This is a genomic window from Pseudonocardia xinjiangensis (assembly GCF_050948425.1).
Classification (GTDB): domain Bacteria; phylum Actinomycetota; class Actinomycetes; order Mycobacteriales; family Pseudonocardiaceae; genus Pseudonocardia; species Pseudonocardia xinjiangensis.
The window spans coordinates 3,893,640-3,906,628 of record NZ_CP192009.1; the positions used below are offsets into that span (position 1 = coordinate 3,893,640).

Here is a 12,989-nt window from a genome sequence, read left to right on the forward strand (position 1 = left end):
CCCTCAGCGTAGGCGGAGAGACCCCCCTCATGTCATGGCTGTGACCGACCGGTTCGGGTGGGTCGTCCGGGTAGTTCTACCGATGCTGCGCTGACGCTGCGCCATTAGCGTTGCTCCGCAGGCGGCCCGCCGAGCGTTGGGGGGTGTTCGACGGGCCGCCCGGCTCCGTTCCACCCGGCGGCGGGGCGTCCGGCGGATGGACGATCGCCTGCGTAGTGTCGGCCCGTGATTTCCTGGTTTCGGCGGGCCGCCGACGAGGTGAACGATGCCGATCGCGCCATCTCACGGGCGATCTCCTCGATGCCTCCGTCACCGCTCGACACGGCGATGAAGAGCGTGTCGACCGCCGCGAACCACAGCCTGCTGTGGTTCGCGATCGCCGCGCTACTGGCGTCGCGGCGGGGCGCGAGCCGCAAGGCCGCGGCCCGGGGCCTGCTCGCCATCGCGGGGGCGAGCGGCACGGCGAACGCGTTGCTCAAGCCGGTGCTGCCCCGCAGGCGTCCGGCTGCGGCGGAGCTGCCCGCCTACCAGACCATCGACAACCCGCCGACCTCGTCGTCGTTCCCGTCGGGGCACGCGGCGTCGGCCGCGGCCTTCGCCACCGCCGTGGCGCTGGAGAGCCCGCGCCTCGGGCTCGTCATGGCCCCGCTGGCGGCGTCGGTGGCCTACTCCCGGGTGCACGTGGGCGTGCACTGGGGCTCTGACGTGCTCGCCGGCGCGGCCGTCGGCACCGGTGTCGCGCTGGCCACCCGCCGCTGGTGGCCGGTGCGCAGCACCGACGAGGCGAGGGCCCGTCCACTCGACACGGTGCCCGAGCTCCCCCGCGGCGAGGGCCTGGTGATCGTGTCCAACCAGCGTTCCGGCGACCAGGAGTACGACCCGGCGAACGACCTGGAGACGGCGCTCCCGAAGGCCGTGGTGCTGCGCGCGGACCCGGAGCGCGACCTCGACGAGCAGCTCGACGCCGCCGTGGCCGAGCGGGAGGACTGGGTACGCGCGATCGGTGTTGCCGGCGGTGACGGCACGGTGGCCGCCGCGGCCGCGGTGGCCGGGCGGCGCCGCCTGCCCATGGTGGTGGTGCCCGCCGGCACGCTCAACCACTTCGCCCGCGACGTGGGCATCTACGACATGCAGGAGGCCGTGGACGCCACCGGCGCGGGCGAGGCCGTCGCCGTCGACCTCGGCCTGATCGACGTGCTCCCCGACGCCGGTGCCGACCCGGACGGCGAGCAGATCGAGCGGCTGCGCTGCTTCATCAACACCGCGAGCCTCGGCTCCTACCCCGACCTCGTCCGGCTGCGGGAGAAGTGGCAGCCGCGGTGGGGCAAGTGGCCCGCCTTCGCCGCGGCGCTCGTGGTGGTGCTGCACCGCGCCGAGCCCGTCGAGATCAGGATCGACGGTCGCTGGACGTCGGTCTGGTTCCTGTTCGTCGGCAACGGGCCCTACCACCCGCGTGGCGCGGTGCCGGCGTGGCGCCCCTCGCTCGACTCCGGGCTGCTGGACGTGCGCTGGCTGCGCGCCGACGTGCGGTTCTCCCGGCTGCGGGCCATCGCCGCGCTGCTGCTCGGTGCGCTCGGGCACAGCCGGGTGTACCACCAGCGCGAGGTGGCGGAGCTGGAGGTGGAGCTCACGGTGCCCGGGATGCTCGCCACCGACGGCGAGGTCGTCGAGGAGGCCGGGCGGTACCGGTTTCGCGTCGCGAAGGACGCCATCCCCGTCTACCGGCGCCACGAGGACCGGTGGACCGGGCGCGACCGCCCTTTCGTCGGCTGAGTCGACGTCCCACTACGGCCGGCGTACGGCTGTCACAGGCGCAGCCCCCGGGGTGCCGCTCCCACGAGACCGCCGTCGATGACGAGGTCCTGACCGGTGATGTACGACGCGTCGTCCGAGGCCAGGAAGGCGACGGCAGCGGCGACGTCGTCGGGGTGACCGAGCGAGCCGAGCGGCACCTCCGCCGTGATGCGGGTCTCCGCGGCAGGGTCGATGGCGGACCGGTACATCTCGGTCTCGATGTAGCCGGGGCTGACGGAGTTGACGCGGATGCCACGCGCCGCGAGGCCGGTGCCGAGCGTGCGGGCGAGACTGTGCACGGCGGCCTTGGTGGCGGCGTAGATCGCGGCCACCGGGAGGCCGCGGTGCGCGGTCCACGAGGCGTTGATGACGACGGCGCCTCCCTCGCCCATCAGCGGCAGCGCCTTCTGGATCGTGAAGAACACCCCCACGAAGTTGATTCCGACGGTGTGGTCGACATCCGCCGGGGTGAGCTCCGGCCGGAAGTCCGCCACTCCGGCATTGGCGAAGACCACGTCGAGGGCACCGCGCCAGGTCTCGACGCGCCGCACGAGCAGATCGAGGTCGGCGTCGACGCTGACGTCCGCGCGAACGGGCAGGACCCGCCCCGAGCCCAGGCGTTCTGCCGCGGCGTCGAGGCGGGCCTGGTCGCGCCCGGTGATGACGACGTAGGCGCCCTCGTCGAGAAACCTGCGCGCCGTCGCGAACCCGATGCCGCTGGTGCCGCCGGTGATCAGGACCGTCTTGTTCGTGAATCGCTGCATGCCGACGATCGTCGAGCGGCGCGGGCCTACGCGGCAGTGTCGGCCGAACCTGGGTCCGACACCACCACCAAACGCTCCAGCAGGGCCTGCGTTCCCGTCCCGGGTGCGGGGGTGTGCAGCGACAGGCGGTGGCCGGGCAGTTCGGGCAGCGGCAGGACGGTGGCCTCGAAGGTCAGCGTCCCCAGGCCGGGGATCTCCAGGGCCTTGGTGCCGTGGGTGGGACCACCCACGGGCAGTTCCGCCCAGATCTCGGCGAAGGCGGGGCTCGCCGCGCACATGTCCGCGGCCAGGCGGCCGAACTCCGGATCGTCCGGGTAACGGGCGGCGTCCGCCCGGAACAGGCCGACCATCGCCCGGGCCGCGTCGTGCCAGTCCACGACGGCCGCCCGGTAGCGGGCGTTGGTGAAGAAGCTGACCAGGCAGTTGTGGTCGAACTCGGTGCACTGGAACACGAGCTCCGCCGCGCGGTTGACCGCCAGTACGTTCCAGTGCCGGTCGATGACGTACGCCGGCCGCGGCAGCCAGCCCTCCAGCAGCCGCCGCACGGCATCGGGGACCCGGCCGTCGGACGGCGCCGCCTGCGGCGGGTTGAGCCCGGCGAGGAGGTACAGGTGCTCGCGCTCGGCGGCCTCCAGGCGCAGCACCCTGGCCACGGCGTCCAGGACGTCGGCGGAGACATTGATGTCGCGTCCCTGCTCGAGCCAGGTGTACCAGGACACCCCTACGCCGGCGAGCACCGCCACCTCCTCCCGCCGCAGCCCGGGCGTGCGGCGGCCCTCGCCCGACGGCATGCCCACGTCGGCGGGCCTCACCCGGGCTCGGCGCGACCGGAGGAACGCGCGCATCTCGGAGCTACGCCGCTGCCGCGCATCCGTGGAGAGGGGGGAGCTGCCCATCAGGTCATGGTGCTCCCCCCGGGCACAACGCCGTTACTGCGCGCCGCTGCCGTAGGGCCGCGTGAGCACCTCGAGGTTGTGGCCCTCGGGCGAGGAGAAGTACATGCCCCGGCCGCCGTCGTTGGTGTTGTGCCCCGACTCCCGGTGCAACGGGTCACCGTAGGTGGACACCCCGCGCTCGCGCAGCCTGGCGGCGACGGCGTCGAACTCGTCCTCGCTGATCAGGAACGCGTAGTGCTGCGAGGCCACCTCAGCGGTGTCCATGAAGTCGAGGCTCACGCCGTTGTCCAGCTCCACCACGGCGAACGGCCCGAACGGCGTCGGGCCGGGCAGGCCGAGCACATCGGCCACGAAACGCGCCTCCGCGTTCTTGTCCCGGGCGGCGACGATGGTGTGGTTCAGCTCGATACTCATGCGCCAAGCCTGCGACCTCGACCCGGGTTCAGGTCAAGGGCGCAGGCCCGGGCTGCTCACAGCGTGCTGCTCGGCAGGTTCAGGAGCCGTTGGACGACGGTCCGTCGCCCTGCCTCTCCTCGCCGTCGACGGCACCGCTGGCCGCGGGCAGGTCGTCGCCGCCGGCCACCGTGGGCGCCGGCGGGGCGTCGACGGCGCGGTTCGCCTCGGGCAGCAGGTCACGCAGGACCTGCCCGGTGATCCGCCGGAACGTGCGACGTGGGCGCGTGCGGTCGAGCACCGCGACCTCCAGCGCACTCGCTCCGAGCACCCTGGCCGCCTGCGCTCCCCCGTTGCCTGACGCGGGGGGCGAACCGGGGGCGGCGGCGGCCTGCAGGCCCTCCACGGCGATCCCGATGGCCTCCCCCAGCTCCAGCCCCGACCGATAGGTCTCCTTGAGCTTGGCGCTGATCGGGTCGGTGGTGCCGCCCATCACCACGAACTGCGGCTCGTCGGTGATCGAGCCGTCGTAGGTGATGCGGTAGAGCTCGTCGGAGTCCGGGGTGTCGCCGACCGCGGCGAGGCACAGCTCCACCTCGTAGGGCTTCTGCTGCTCGACGAACGAGGTGCCCAGCACCTGGGCGTAGAAGTTGGCGAGCATCCGGCCGGTGACGTCGCGGCGGTCGTAGGAGTAGCCACGCACGTCGGCCATCCGGATTCCGGCGTTACGCAACGTCTCGAATTCGTTGTAGCGCCCGACCGCGGCGAAGCCGATGCGGTCGTAGATCTCCGAGACCTTGCGCAGCGCGCTCGGCCGGTTCTCGCTGGAGCGGTTCTCGGCGACGAACAGCACGCCACCGGTGTAGGTGAGCACGACGACGCTGCGGCCGCGGGCGATGCCCTTGCGCGCCAGCTCGGAGCGGTCGCGCAGCAGCTGGTCGACGGAGGAGTAGAACGGCATCGTCACGGGGCGGACTCCAAAGGCGTCGCAGGGGTGGGGAGCACGGCAGGCATGTCCGGTGAGCTATCCGCCGGGTCTTTCGGTACGACCGGCGATGACCGCCCGGACGACCGCCTCCATCTCCTCCTCGGAGCGGCGAACCGCCCCCTCCTCCGCGGTGATGCTGACGACCACCGGGTAGATCTTGCGGACCAGGTCCGGCCCACCGGTGGCGGTGTCGTCGTCGGCGGCGTCGTAGAGCGCCTCGACGGCCGTGCGCACGGCCCCGGCCAGGTCGGCCTGCGGGTCGTAGAGCTTCTTCAGCGACGACTTCGCGAACACCGAGCCCGACCCCACGGAGTGGTAGCCGAGCAGCTCGTCGTAGCGCCCGCCGGTGGCGTCGTAGGTGATGATGCGACCGGCCTTCGCCGGGTCGGCGGCGTCCATGTCGTACCCGACGAACAGCGGCACGACGACGAAGCCCTGCAGAGCCGCGCCGAGGTTCTGCTGGATCATGCTCGCGAGCTTGTTGGCCTTGCCGTCCAGCGAGAGCGGGACGCCCTCGATCTTGTCGTAGTGCTCGAGCTCGACCGTGAACAGCCGGACCATCTGCAGGGCGATGCCCGCCGAGCCCGCGATCCCGATCGACGAGTGCGAGTCGGTGATGAACACCTTCTCGATGTCGCGCTGCGCGATGACGTTGCCTGCCGTGGCGCGGCGGTCACCGGCGATGATCACCCCGTCCGAGAAGGTGAGCGCCACGATCGTGGTGCCGTGCGGCACCCCGAGACCTGCCCCGGCGGCCCCGGGCGCGAGGCCCTCGGGCATCCGGCCGGGCAGCAGGTGCGGTGCATTGGCCGTGACGAAGTCGGTGAATGACGACGGGCCGGGCGCAAGGTACGCGCCCGGTCCCGAAGGGGCGACCGGCAGCCGGGGCTCCATGGTCAGGTGAGTGCCTCTCGTCGTGCGGGTGCAGGTGCTCGTGCTGGTGCTGACGGTGGGAGCGGCTACTGGCCGCCCTTCTGGACGTAGGCCCGGACGAAGTCCTCGGCGTTCTCCTCGAGAACGTCGTCGATCTCGTCGAGGATCGTGTCGACATCCTCGCCGAGCTTCTCACGACGCTCCTGGCCGGCCGCCGCGGCGTCGCCGCCGTCCTCGTCGTCCCCGCCACCACCGCCCTGACGCTTGGTCTGTTCCTGCGACATGGTGTCTCCTCTTCGCGCCTGCCCGGGACGACGCGGTCAGCGGCGTACCGGGGTCCGGTATCTGAACATTACCCAGCCGATCGGCGACACGCCCGCGATCAGAGCTATGCGGATGGGCGCGTCGCCATTCAGCCCCGGGTCAGCGCTTCGACGAGCTCCTCTGCGGTACGGGAGTTGTCGATCAACTCACCGACGTGGCGGCGGGTTCCCCGCAGCGGTTCGAGGGTGGGGATCCGCACCAGGGACTCGCGGCCGAGATCGAAGATGACCGAGTCCCAGGAGGCGGCGGCCACCTCGGCCGGGTACCGCTCGAGACAGCGGCCCCGGAAGTAGGCGCGGGTGTCGTCGGGCGGCTCGTGCATGGCGGCGACCACCTGCTCCTCGGTGACCAGCCGCTTCATCGACCCGCGCGCGGCGAGCCGGTTGTACAGCCCCTTCGCCATCCGGACGTCGGTGTACTGCAGGTCCACCAGCTGCAGCCGGCCGGAGTTCCACGCCAGCCCGTCGCGTTCGCGGTAGCCCTCCAGCAGGCGCAGCTTGGCCGGCCAGTCGAGACGGTCGGCGCACTCCATGGGGTCACGGGCCAGCGCGTCGAGCACCTCGCCCCACAGCTGCAGCACCTCGGCGGTGGCGTCGTCGACGTCGGCGCCCATCGTGTTCTCGACGTGTTTCTGTGCCTTCTCGAAGTAGGCGCGTTGGACGTCGACGCCGGTCATCTTCCGGCCGTCGGCCAGGTCGACCAGCGTCTTGAGCGACGGGTCGTGGCTGATGCGGTGCACGGAGCGCACGGGCTCGGAGAGCCGCAGCTCGTCGAACCGGACCCCCTTCTCGATCATGTCGAGGACCAGCGCCGCGGTGCCGACCTTGAGCAGCGTGGAGTACTCGCTCATGTTGGCGTCGCCGATGATGACGTGCAGGCGGCGGTACTTGTCGGCGTCGGCGTGCGGCTCGTCGCGGGTGTTGATGATCCCCCGCTTGAGCGTGGTCTCGAGCCCGACCTCCACCTCGATGTAGTCGCTGCGCTGGGCGAGCTGGTAGCCCGCCTCGTCGCCCGACGCACCGATCCCGACGCGGCCCGCGCCGCACACGACCTGGCGCGTCACGAAGAACGGCGTGAGGCCGGCGACGATCGACGGGAAGGTGGTGCTGCGCGCCATCAGGTAGTTCTCGTGGGAGCCGTAGCTGGCGCCCTTGTTGTCGACGTTGTTCTTGTAGAGCTGGATCCGCGGCGCGCCGGGGACGGTGGCCGCGCGCATCGCGGCCTCCTCCATCACCCGCTCCCCCGCCTTGTCCCAGATGACCACGTCACGAGGAGTGGTGACCTCGGGGGTGGAGAACTCCGGGTGGGCGTGGTCGACGTAGAGCCGGGCGCCGTTGGTGAGGATGACGTTGGCGGCGCCGAGGTCGTCGAGCTCGGACTCGCCAGGGCTGTGCGTGGTGGGCGCGGACAGGTCGAACCCGCGCGCGTCACGCAGCGGCGACTCCACCTCGTAGTCCCACCGGGCCCGGCGGGAACGTGGGATGTCCGCGGCCGCGGCGTAGGCCAGCACCACCTGCGTTGAGGTGATCACCGGGTTGGCGGTGGGGTCGCCCGGCACCGAGATCCCGTACTCGATCTCGGTGCCCATGATCCGGCGGGCCGTCACGGACGACCCTCGACGTGCGCTGTCATGGGTCGAGCCTAACCGCGGCCGGAGGATGATGGACGCATGCACGCTGGCATCCCCGCGGAGGAGGAGCCGGTGGCCGTGTACGACGCGGCCGGATCGGTGGTCGGGGTGGCTCCCCGTGGCGTGGTCTACCGGGACGGGCTGTGGCACGGCGCCACCGGAGTGCTCGTGCGCAGTACCGACGGCGACCGGGTCTACCTGCACCGGCGGTCCCCGGACAAGCTGATCTTCCCGGGCGTGTACGACTGCTGGGCGGGCGGGGTGATCGGGCCGGGCGAGACCCCGGCAGCCGGCGCGGCCCGCGAGCTGGCCGAGGAGCTCGGCGTCGACGGCGTCACCCTGATGCCCCACGAGCCGTTCGCCTACGTCGGCTCCGGGCTGCGGTACCACGTGTTCACCTACGAGGTGCGCTGGGACGGCCCGCTGCGCCACCAGCCAGAGGAGATCGTGTGGGGCGCCTGGGTGACGCTCGACGAGCTGCGCGCACGCCTGGCCGAGCCGAGGCGCTGGCCGTTCGTCCCGGACGGCCGCATGGGCATCGAGCGGTGGCTGGCCGCCCGGGACGCCGGGCTCACAGATTGATCATGTGCCCGGTGAGGCCGTGGAACGCCTCCTGGAGCGCCTCGCTCAGGGTGGGGTGCGCGTGCACGTTGCGGGCGAGCTCGAACGCGGTGAGGTCCCACTTCTGCGCCAGGGTCAGCTCGGGCAGCAGCTCCGTGACCTCTGGGCCGATGAGGTGGCCGCCGAGCAGCTCGCCGTAGGTCTCGTCCGCGACGAGCTTGACGAACCCGCCCGGCTCCCCGAGCCCCTGCGCCTTGCCGTTGGCCGTGAACGGGAACTGGGCGACCCGGACCTTCCACCCCTTCTCGTCCGCCAGCTCGCGGGCCTGGGCTTCGGTGTAGCCGAAGCTCGCCACCTGCGGGTTGCAGAACGTCGCCCGCGGCATCATCACGTACTCCAGCTCCTGGGTCTCGGCGCCGGCGATGGTCTCCGCCGCCACCACGCCCTGCGCCTCGCCGACGTGCGCGAGCATGAGCTTCGCCGTGACGTCACCGATCGCGTAGACGTGGGGCACGTTCGTCCGCATGAAGTCGTCGATCGCGATGGCGCCGCGTTCGGTGAGCTCCACGCCGGTGTTCTCCAGGCCGTAGCCCTCGGTCCGGGGCGCGAACCCGATCGCCTGCATGACCTTGTCGGCCGTGAGCTCCTTGGTCTCCCCGTTCTGGGAGACGGTGACCGTGACCTGGTCGCCCGAGTCGTCGATCGACTCGACCCGGGTGGAGGTCAGCACCTCGACGCCGTACTTGCGGAAGCGCTTGGCCAGCTCCTTGGAGACGTCGACGTCCTCGAGCGGGAGCAGCCGGTCCAGGAACTCGACGATCGTGACCTGCACGCCGTAGTTGCTCATCACGTAGGCGAACTCGACGCCGATCGCACCCGCCCCGGCGATGATGATGCTGCGGGGCAGCTCACGGGTGAGGATCTGCTCCTCGTAGGTGACGACGCGCTCGGACAGCGACGTGCCCGGCAGCAGCCGGGTGGTCGCTCCGGTGGCGATGATGACGTCGTCGAACGTGAGCGTCTCGGAGCCGCCGTCGGCGAGCGCGACCTCGATCGTGGAGGCGTCGACGAACTTGCCCCGGCCGTCGATCTCCCGGATCTTGTTCTTCTTCATCAGGTAGTGGACGCCCTTGACCCGGCCGTCGGCCACCTTGCGGCTGCGGTCGAACGCGACCCCGTAGTCGAGGCTCACGTCCCCCGAGATGCCGAAGGTCTTGGCCTCCTTCGTCACCAGGTGCGCCAGCTCCGCGTTGCGCAGCAATGCCTTCGACGGGATGCAGCCGACGTTGAGGCACACCCCGCCCCAGTACTTCTCCTCCACCACCGCGACGCTGCGGCCCAGCTGGGCCGCGCGGATCGCCGCGACGTATCCACCAGGGCCAGCGCCGAGGACCACGACATCGACATGGGAAGCCATATAACGACTCTAGTGTCGTGGAAACGAGGTCGTCTTACCCGACTCCGGCGCCCAGACGGCGCCTCGCGGCGTTCTCGTCGGCGCCGATACAACACCGGTATCGGCGCCTCCTCCGCCTTGCGATCCATCCGTCTGGACACCGGATCCGGGCAAGGAACCTCGTTTCCACGACACCAGGACCGCAACCGCGCTCGGCGCGCCCGGCACCCGTGAACCGTTACTCGGCGTCGTCGTAGCGGTCCTCCGAGGCCGGCCAGACGGGCGCGTCGGCCAGGTTCGCCACGAGGGTGTCGCTGATGTCGTGCAGCGCCCGGAGCTGGTCGGGACTGAGCACGTCGAACATCGCCCCGCGCACGGTCTCGACGTGGCCGGGGGCGATGGCCTCGAGGTGGGCGAGTCCCTCGTCGGTGAGCTCGGCGACCGCTCCCCTCCGGTCGTCGGGGCACGGTCGGCGCTGCACCCAGCCCGACTCCTCGAGACGCGCGACGGCGTGCGAGAGCCTGCTGCGCGAGGACATCGCCGAAGTGGCGAGCTTGCTCATCCGCATCGCGTGCCCCGGTGCTTCGGAGAGCCGCACCAGGATCTCGTAGTAGGCGTGCGGCAGCCCTGCATCCTGCTGGAGCTGCCGTTCGATCCGGTCGAAGACCAGTCGACAGGAGGTGAGGTAGCTGCGCCACGCGCGCTGCTCCTCGTCGTCGAGCCACCGTGTGTCAGGCACCACACCTCCGGAATAGATCGGCCTCGCCGTTGTTCAAACTACTACAGCTCTCAAGTAATGAGGGTTCAAGACACTCACGGAGGTTGACATGTCCTCGACCGCAGTCCAGATCCCCGGTTACGTCGCCGGCACGTGGGAGATCGACCCGGTACATTCCGACGTCTCCTTCTCGGTCCGCCACATGATGGTCAGCAAGGTACGCGGTCGCTTCACAACCTTCTCGGGCGAGATTGTGACCAGCGAGAACATCACGGACTCCACAGTGAACGCCACCATCGCGGCCGACTCGATCGACACCGGCCAGGAGCAGCGAGACACCCACATCCGCTCCAACGACTTCTTCGACGTCGAGAACCACCCGCAGTGGACCTTCCGCTCCACCGGGGCCCGCGCCAAGGGTGACGACCTCGTGGTCGACGGTGAGCTCACGATCAAGGGTGTGACGCGGCCGGTCTCCCTCGCCCTCGAGCTCAACGGTTTCGGTCCCGACGCCTACGGCGGCTACCGGGCCGGCTTCTCGGCCAGCACCACCATCGACCGCAACGACTTCGGCGTCGACATCAAGCTCCCGATGGACGGCGGCGGCGTGGTCGTCGGGGACAAGGTGCAGATCAACCTGGAGATCGAGGGCGTGCTCCGCCAGGGCTGAGCAGGCTCCGCCCGACGCGGCTCCCCGCCCAGCCCGTCCCGGATCGCCGGGGCGCGCAACGGGGGGCCTGTCGGGGGGCAGGGCTACGGTCGCCCCGTGGTCTACCGCGAGCACCCGGCCCCTCCCGCCCTGCGCGGCCAGGTCGAGTGCGGCTGGAGCGCCCGGATAGCCGCCGACGCCCCGGCCCAGGTGCAGGACGTGCTGCCCGACGGCTGCATGGACCTGGTCTGGACCGGCGGTGAGCTCGTCGTCGCCGGCCCCGACACCGCGCCCCACCCGGTACGGCGGTCACCCGGCATGGCCACCGCCGGGTTGCGCTTCGCACCCGGCATGCTGCCCGCGCTGCTCGGCGTCCCGGCGTGTGCCGTGCGCAACCAGCGCGTCCCGCTGGTGGAGCTGCACCCGGCCCTCGCCCGCCGCGCCACGGCACGGCTGGAGCCGGACGCCACCCCCGCCGCGATCCTGACCGTCCTCGGCGACGTCGCCACCGCCCTGCCCGGCCCCCAGGCCGAACCGGGGCTGCGGGCCGTCGCCGCACACCTCGGCACCGGCGCATCCGCCGGCGACACCGCCCAGCGGCTGGGCTGGACCGACCGTTCACTGCACCGCCGCTGCCTCGCCGCGTTCGGGTACGGGCCCGCCGTGCTGCGTCGCGTCCTGCGCTTCCGGCGAGCGGCCGACCTGCTCTATGCGGGCGTGCCGCTCGCGGAGGCCGCGGCCCGTGCCGGATACGCCGACCAGCCGCACCTCTCCCGGGAGGTGCGGCTGCTCGCGGGTGTGGCTCCCCGTCAGCTCGCCGGGGCGAACAGGTCCACCCCGTTGCCGTCCGGGTCGTGCACCACGGCGTAGCGCTGGCCCCAGAACGCGTCGAACGGCGCCAGCTCACCCCGGTAGCCCGCACCGGTGAGCTCGGCGTAGGCGGCGTCCACCGCGGCGGCGTCCGCCACAGCGAACGCGAGCCCCACCCGGCCAGCTCCGGGAGTCGGTTTCCAGTCCGGGTGGAACGAGCGGATCGTCTCCTCGGTGTCGAACGCCAGGCGCAGCCCACCGGCCAGCGCCACCTCCACGTGCGGCTGGGTGTCGGCCTCGGCGGGTATCGACAGGCCCAGCGCCCGGTAGAACTTCAGCGCCTCGGCCATGTCGGCCACCACCAGCCCCACCACGTCCAGCCGTGCTTCGATCGTCATGGCGGGCACCGTAGAGCGCGGCCGCGACCGAAGTCGTGAACGAATCGGACGCCGGCGCGCAAAACCCCGCGAGTCGCCCGTTTTCGGCGCGCGAGTCGCCCGATCGCGCTCGTCCGAGGACACGAACCGCGCACGATGGCCCTGCCCAGGTCTCTGGGGTGCGGATCGAGACGCTCACGCCCCCGCCCGTCACGTGGACACATGACGCGGTCCGGAAGCGCCCGCGAACCGCGACATGTGTCCACGTCGCTGCCGGCGGGATCTGCCGGCGCGGGATGGGGCGTCCGAGGCCCGGGGGCGTCCCCGCGCGGACCGGGCGACTCGCGGGCTCGAACCGGGCGACTCGCGCACCAGATCCGGGCGACTCGCGGGCGTGGCGCCGGGTCAGGCGGGGCCCACGTAGCTCCAGCGCCCGTCCTCACGCACGAACCGGCTGTTCTCGTGCACCACGTCGGAGCGGCCGCGGTTGGTGCGATGGGCGCGGAACTCCACCGTGCCCGTCGACTCCAGCAGACCACCGCCGCTGCCTCCCAGTACCTCCAGGCCGGTCCAGCGGTCCTCGGGGTCGAGGCTGCGGTGGCGGGGGCGGGTGCTGGGGTGCCAGGTCTCCTGGAGGTACGCCTCGTCGCCGACGGCGAAGGCCGCGTACCGGGAACGCATCAGCAACTCGGCGGTGGGCGCGGCCGAGCCCCGGTGGAACCGCCCGCAACACGCGTCATAGGGCTGTGGGAGCCCACACGGGCACGTCCGAGCGTTGCGGAGCCGTACTGCTGTCATCCGTCCGTCTCTACAGCA

The 12,989-nt window shown here is 71.6% G+C and carries 15 protein-coding genes; 4 read left to right on the forward strand and 11 right to left on the reverse strand.

All coding sequences use genetic code 11. The features are described 5' to 3' along the window. Window positions 1-225 precede the first annotated feature (225 nt). Window positions 226-1,773 (forward strand): phosphatase PAP2 family protein, encoded by a 1,548-nt coding sequence (locus ACQPZA_RS18315; RefSeq protein WP_433282582.1) that lies wholly within the window; start codon window positions 226-228, stop codon window positions 1,771-1,773. A 32-nt stretch (window positions 1,774-1,805) separates the two neighbouring features. Here the strand turns inward: ACQPZA_RS18315 and ACQPZA_RS18320 are convergent, their stop codons facing one another. The 7 genes from ACQPZA_RS18320 to dop all read right to left on the reverse strand — a co-directional run bounded on the left by ACQPZA_RS18320 (window position 1,806) and on the right by dop (window position 7,620). Continuing rightward, window positions 1,806-2,558 (reverse strand): SDR family NAD(P)-dependent oxidoreductase, encoded by a 753-nt coding sequence (locus ACQPZA_RS18320; protein WP_433282584.1) that lies wholly within the window; start codon window positions 2,556-2,558, stop codon window positions 1,806-1,808. Window positions 2,559-2,584: 26 nt separating this feature from the next. Then, window positions 2,585-3,454, reverse strand: a complete 870-nt coding sequence (locus ACQPZA_RS18325) for a helix-turn-helix transcriptional regulator (RefSeq protein WP_433282586.1) — start codon at window positions 3,452-3,454, stop codon at window positions 2,585-2,587. Between the two features lie 33 nt (window positions 3,455-3,487). After that, window positions 3,488-3,868: a VOC family protein gene (locus ACQPZA_RS18330; RefSeq protein ID WP_433282588.1), complete on the reverse strand. Its 381-nt coding sequence runs from the start codon at window positions 3,866-3,868 to the stop codon at window positions 3,488-3,490. 79 nt (window positions 3,869-3,947) lie between these two features. Continuing rightward, the gene (prcA, locus tag ACQPZA_RS18335; RefSeq protein ID WP_433282589.1) at window positions 3,948-4,814 is read right to left on the reverse strand and encodes a proteasome subunit alpha; all 867 of its coding nucleotides are present in this window, start codon (window positions 4,812-4,814) and stop codon (window positions 3,948-3,950) included. A gap of 57 nt (window positions 4,815-4,871) precedes the next feature. Next, window positions 4,872-5,729 carry a proteasome subunit beta gene (gene prcB, locus ACQPZA_RS18340; RefSeq protein ID WP_169398321.1) on the reverse strand — a complete coding sequence of 286 codons (858 nt, stop codon included), beginning with the start codon at window positions 5,727-5,729 and terminating at the stop codon, window positions 4,872-4,874. A 65-nt stretch (window positions 5,730-5,794) separates the two neighbouring features. Beyond that, window positions 5,795-5,992 (reverse strand): ubiquitin-like protein Pup, encoded by a 198-nt coding sequence (locus ACQPZA_RS18345; RefSeq protein WP_169398320.1) that lies wholly within the window; start codon window positions 5,990-5,992, stop codon window positions 5,795-5,797. Between the two features lie 128 nt (window positions 5,993-6,120). Next, window positions 6,121-7,620, reverse strand: a complete 1,500-nt coding sequence (gene dop, locus ACQPZA_RS18350; RefSeq protein ID WP_169398339.1) for a depupylase/deamidase Dop — start codon at window positions 7,618-7,620, stop codon at window positions 6,121-6,123. Between the two features lie 81 nt (window positions 7,621-7,701). Between dop and ACQPZA_RS18355 the strand changes: the two genes are divergently transcribed. Beyond that, entirely contained in the window at window positions 7,702-8,244 is a 543-nt protein-coding gene (locus ACQPZA_RS18355) for an NUDIX hydrolase (RefSeq protein ID WP_433282591.1), read from the forward strand. Here ACQPZA_RS18355 and lpdA read toward each other — a convergent pair. Continuing rightward, window positions 8,234-9,640 (reverse strand): dihydrolipoyl dehydrogenase, encoded by a 1,407-nt coding sequence (lpdA, locus tag ACQPZA_RS18360; protein ID WP_433282593.1) that lies wholly within the window; start codon window positions 9,638-9,640, stop codon window positions 8,234-8,236. The genes ACQPZA_RS18355 and lpdA overlap by 11 nt on opposite strands. Before the next feature lie 217 nt (window positions 9,641-9,857). Next, window positions 9,858-10,358, reverse strand: coding sequence for a MarR family winged helix-turn-helix transcriptional regulator (locus ACQPZA_RS18365; RefSeq protein ID WP_433282594.1), 501 nt, complete (start codon window positions 10,356-10,358; stop codon window positions 9,858-9,860). Between the two features lie 88 nt (window positions 10,359-10,446). On the opposite strand from ACQPZA_RS18365, the gene ACQPZA_RS18370 reads away from it, so the two are divergent. Then, window positions 10,447-11,007 carry a YceI family protein gene (locus tag ACQPZA_RS18370; protein WP_433282597.1) on the forward strand — a complete coding sequence of 187 codons (561 nt, stop codon included), beginning with the start codon at window positions 10,447-10,449 and terminating at the stop codon, window positions 11,005-11,007. 96 nt (window positions 11,008-11,103) lie between these two features. Continuing rightward, on the forward strand, window positions 11,104-11,856 hold the full coding sequence (locus ACQPZA_RS18375) for a DUF6597 domain-containing transcriptional factor (RefSeq protein ID WP_433282599.1): 753 nt from the start codon (window positions 11,104-11,106) through the stop codon (window positions 11,854-11,856). On the opposite strand, the gene ACQPZA_RS18380 is transcribed toward ACQPZA_RS18375, so the two are convergent. Both ACQPZA_RS18380 and ACQPZA_RS18385 read right to left on the reverse strand, forming a co-directional pair. Continuing rightward, complete coding sequence (locus ACQPZA_RS18380; RefSeq protein ID WP_211175398.1) at window positions 11,796-12,194, reverse strand: VOC family protein; 399 nt, start codon at window positions 12,192-12,194, stop codon at window positions 11,796-11,798. The two genes, ACQPZA_RS18375 and ACQPZA_RS18380, sit on opposite strands and share 61 nt — an antisense overlap. Window positions 12,195-12,578: 384 nt before the next feature. Next, window positions 12,579-12,971, reverse strand: a complete 393-nt coding sequence (locus ACQPZA_RS18385) for a YchJ family protein (RefSeq protein ID WP_433282602.1) — start codon at window positions 12,969-12,971, stop codon at window positions 12,579-12,581. Window positions 12,972-12,989: the final 18 nt, after the last annotated feature.

Bases quoted from the DNA above. Each gene is read 5' to 3' on its own strand.
- lpdA (WP_433282593.1), bottom strand. From the start codon at position 9,640: ATGGCTTCCCATGTCGATGTCGTGGTCCTCGGCGCTGGCCCTGGTGGA.
- ACQPZA_RS18330 (WP_433282588.1), bottom strand. From the start codon at position 3,868: ATGAGTATCGAGCTGAACCACACCATCGTCGCCGCCCGGGACAAGAAC.
- ACQPZA_RS18370 (WP_433282597.1), top strand. From the start codon at position 10,447: ATGTCCTCGACCGCAGTCCAGATCCCCGGTTACGTCGCCGGCACGTGG.
- prcB (WP_169398321.1), bottom strand. From the start codon at position 5,729: ATGGAGCCCCGGCTGCCGGTCGCCCCTTCGGGACCGGGCGCGTACCTT.
- dop (WP_169398339.1), bottom strand. From the start codon at position 7,620: ATGGGCACCGAGATCGAGTACGGGATCTCGGTGCCGGGCGACCCCACC.
- ACQPZA_RS18320 (WP_433282584.1), bottom strand. From the start codon at position 2,558: ATGCAGCGATTCACGAACAAGACGGTCCTGATCACCGGCGGCACCAGC.
- ACQPZA_RS18355 (WP_433282591.1), top strand. From the start codon at position 7,702: ATGCACGCTGGCATCCCCGCGGAGGAGGAGCCGGTGGCCGTGTACGAC.
- ACQPZA_RS18380 (WP_211175398.1), bottom strand. From the start codon at position 12,194: ATGACGATCGAAGCACGGCTGGACGTGGTGGGGCTGGTGGTGGCCGAC.
- ACQPZA_RS18345 (WP_169398320.1), bottom strand. From the start codon at position 5,992: ATGTCGCAGGAACAGACCAAGCGTCAGGGCGGTGGTGGCGGGGACGAC.
- ACQPZA_RS18325 (WP_433282586.1), bottom strand. From the start codon at position 3,454: ATGGGCAGCTCCCCCCTCTCCACGGATGCGCGGCAGCGGCGTAGCTCC.
- ACQPZA_RS18385 (WP_433282602.1), bottom strand. From the start codon at position 12,971: ATGACAGCAGTACGGCTCCGCAACGCTCGGACGTGCCCGTGTGGGCTC.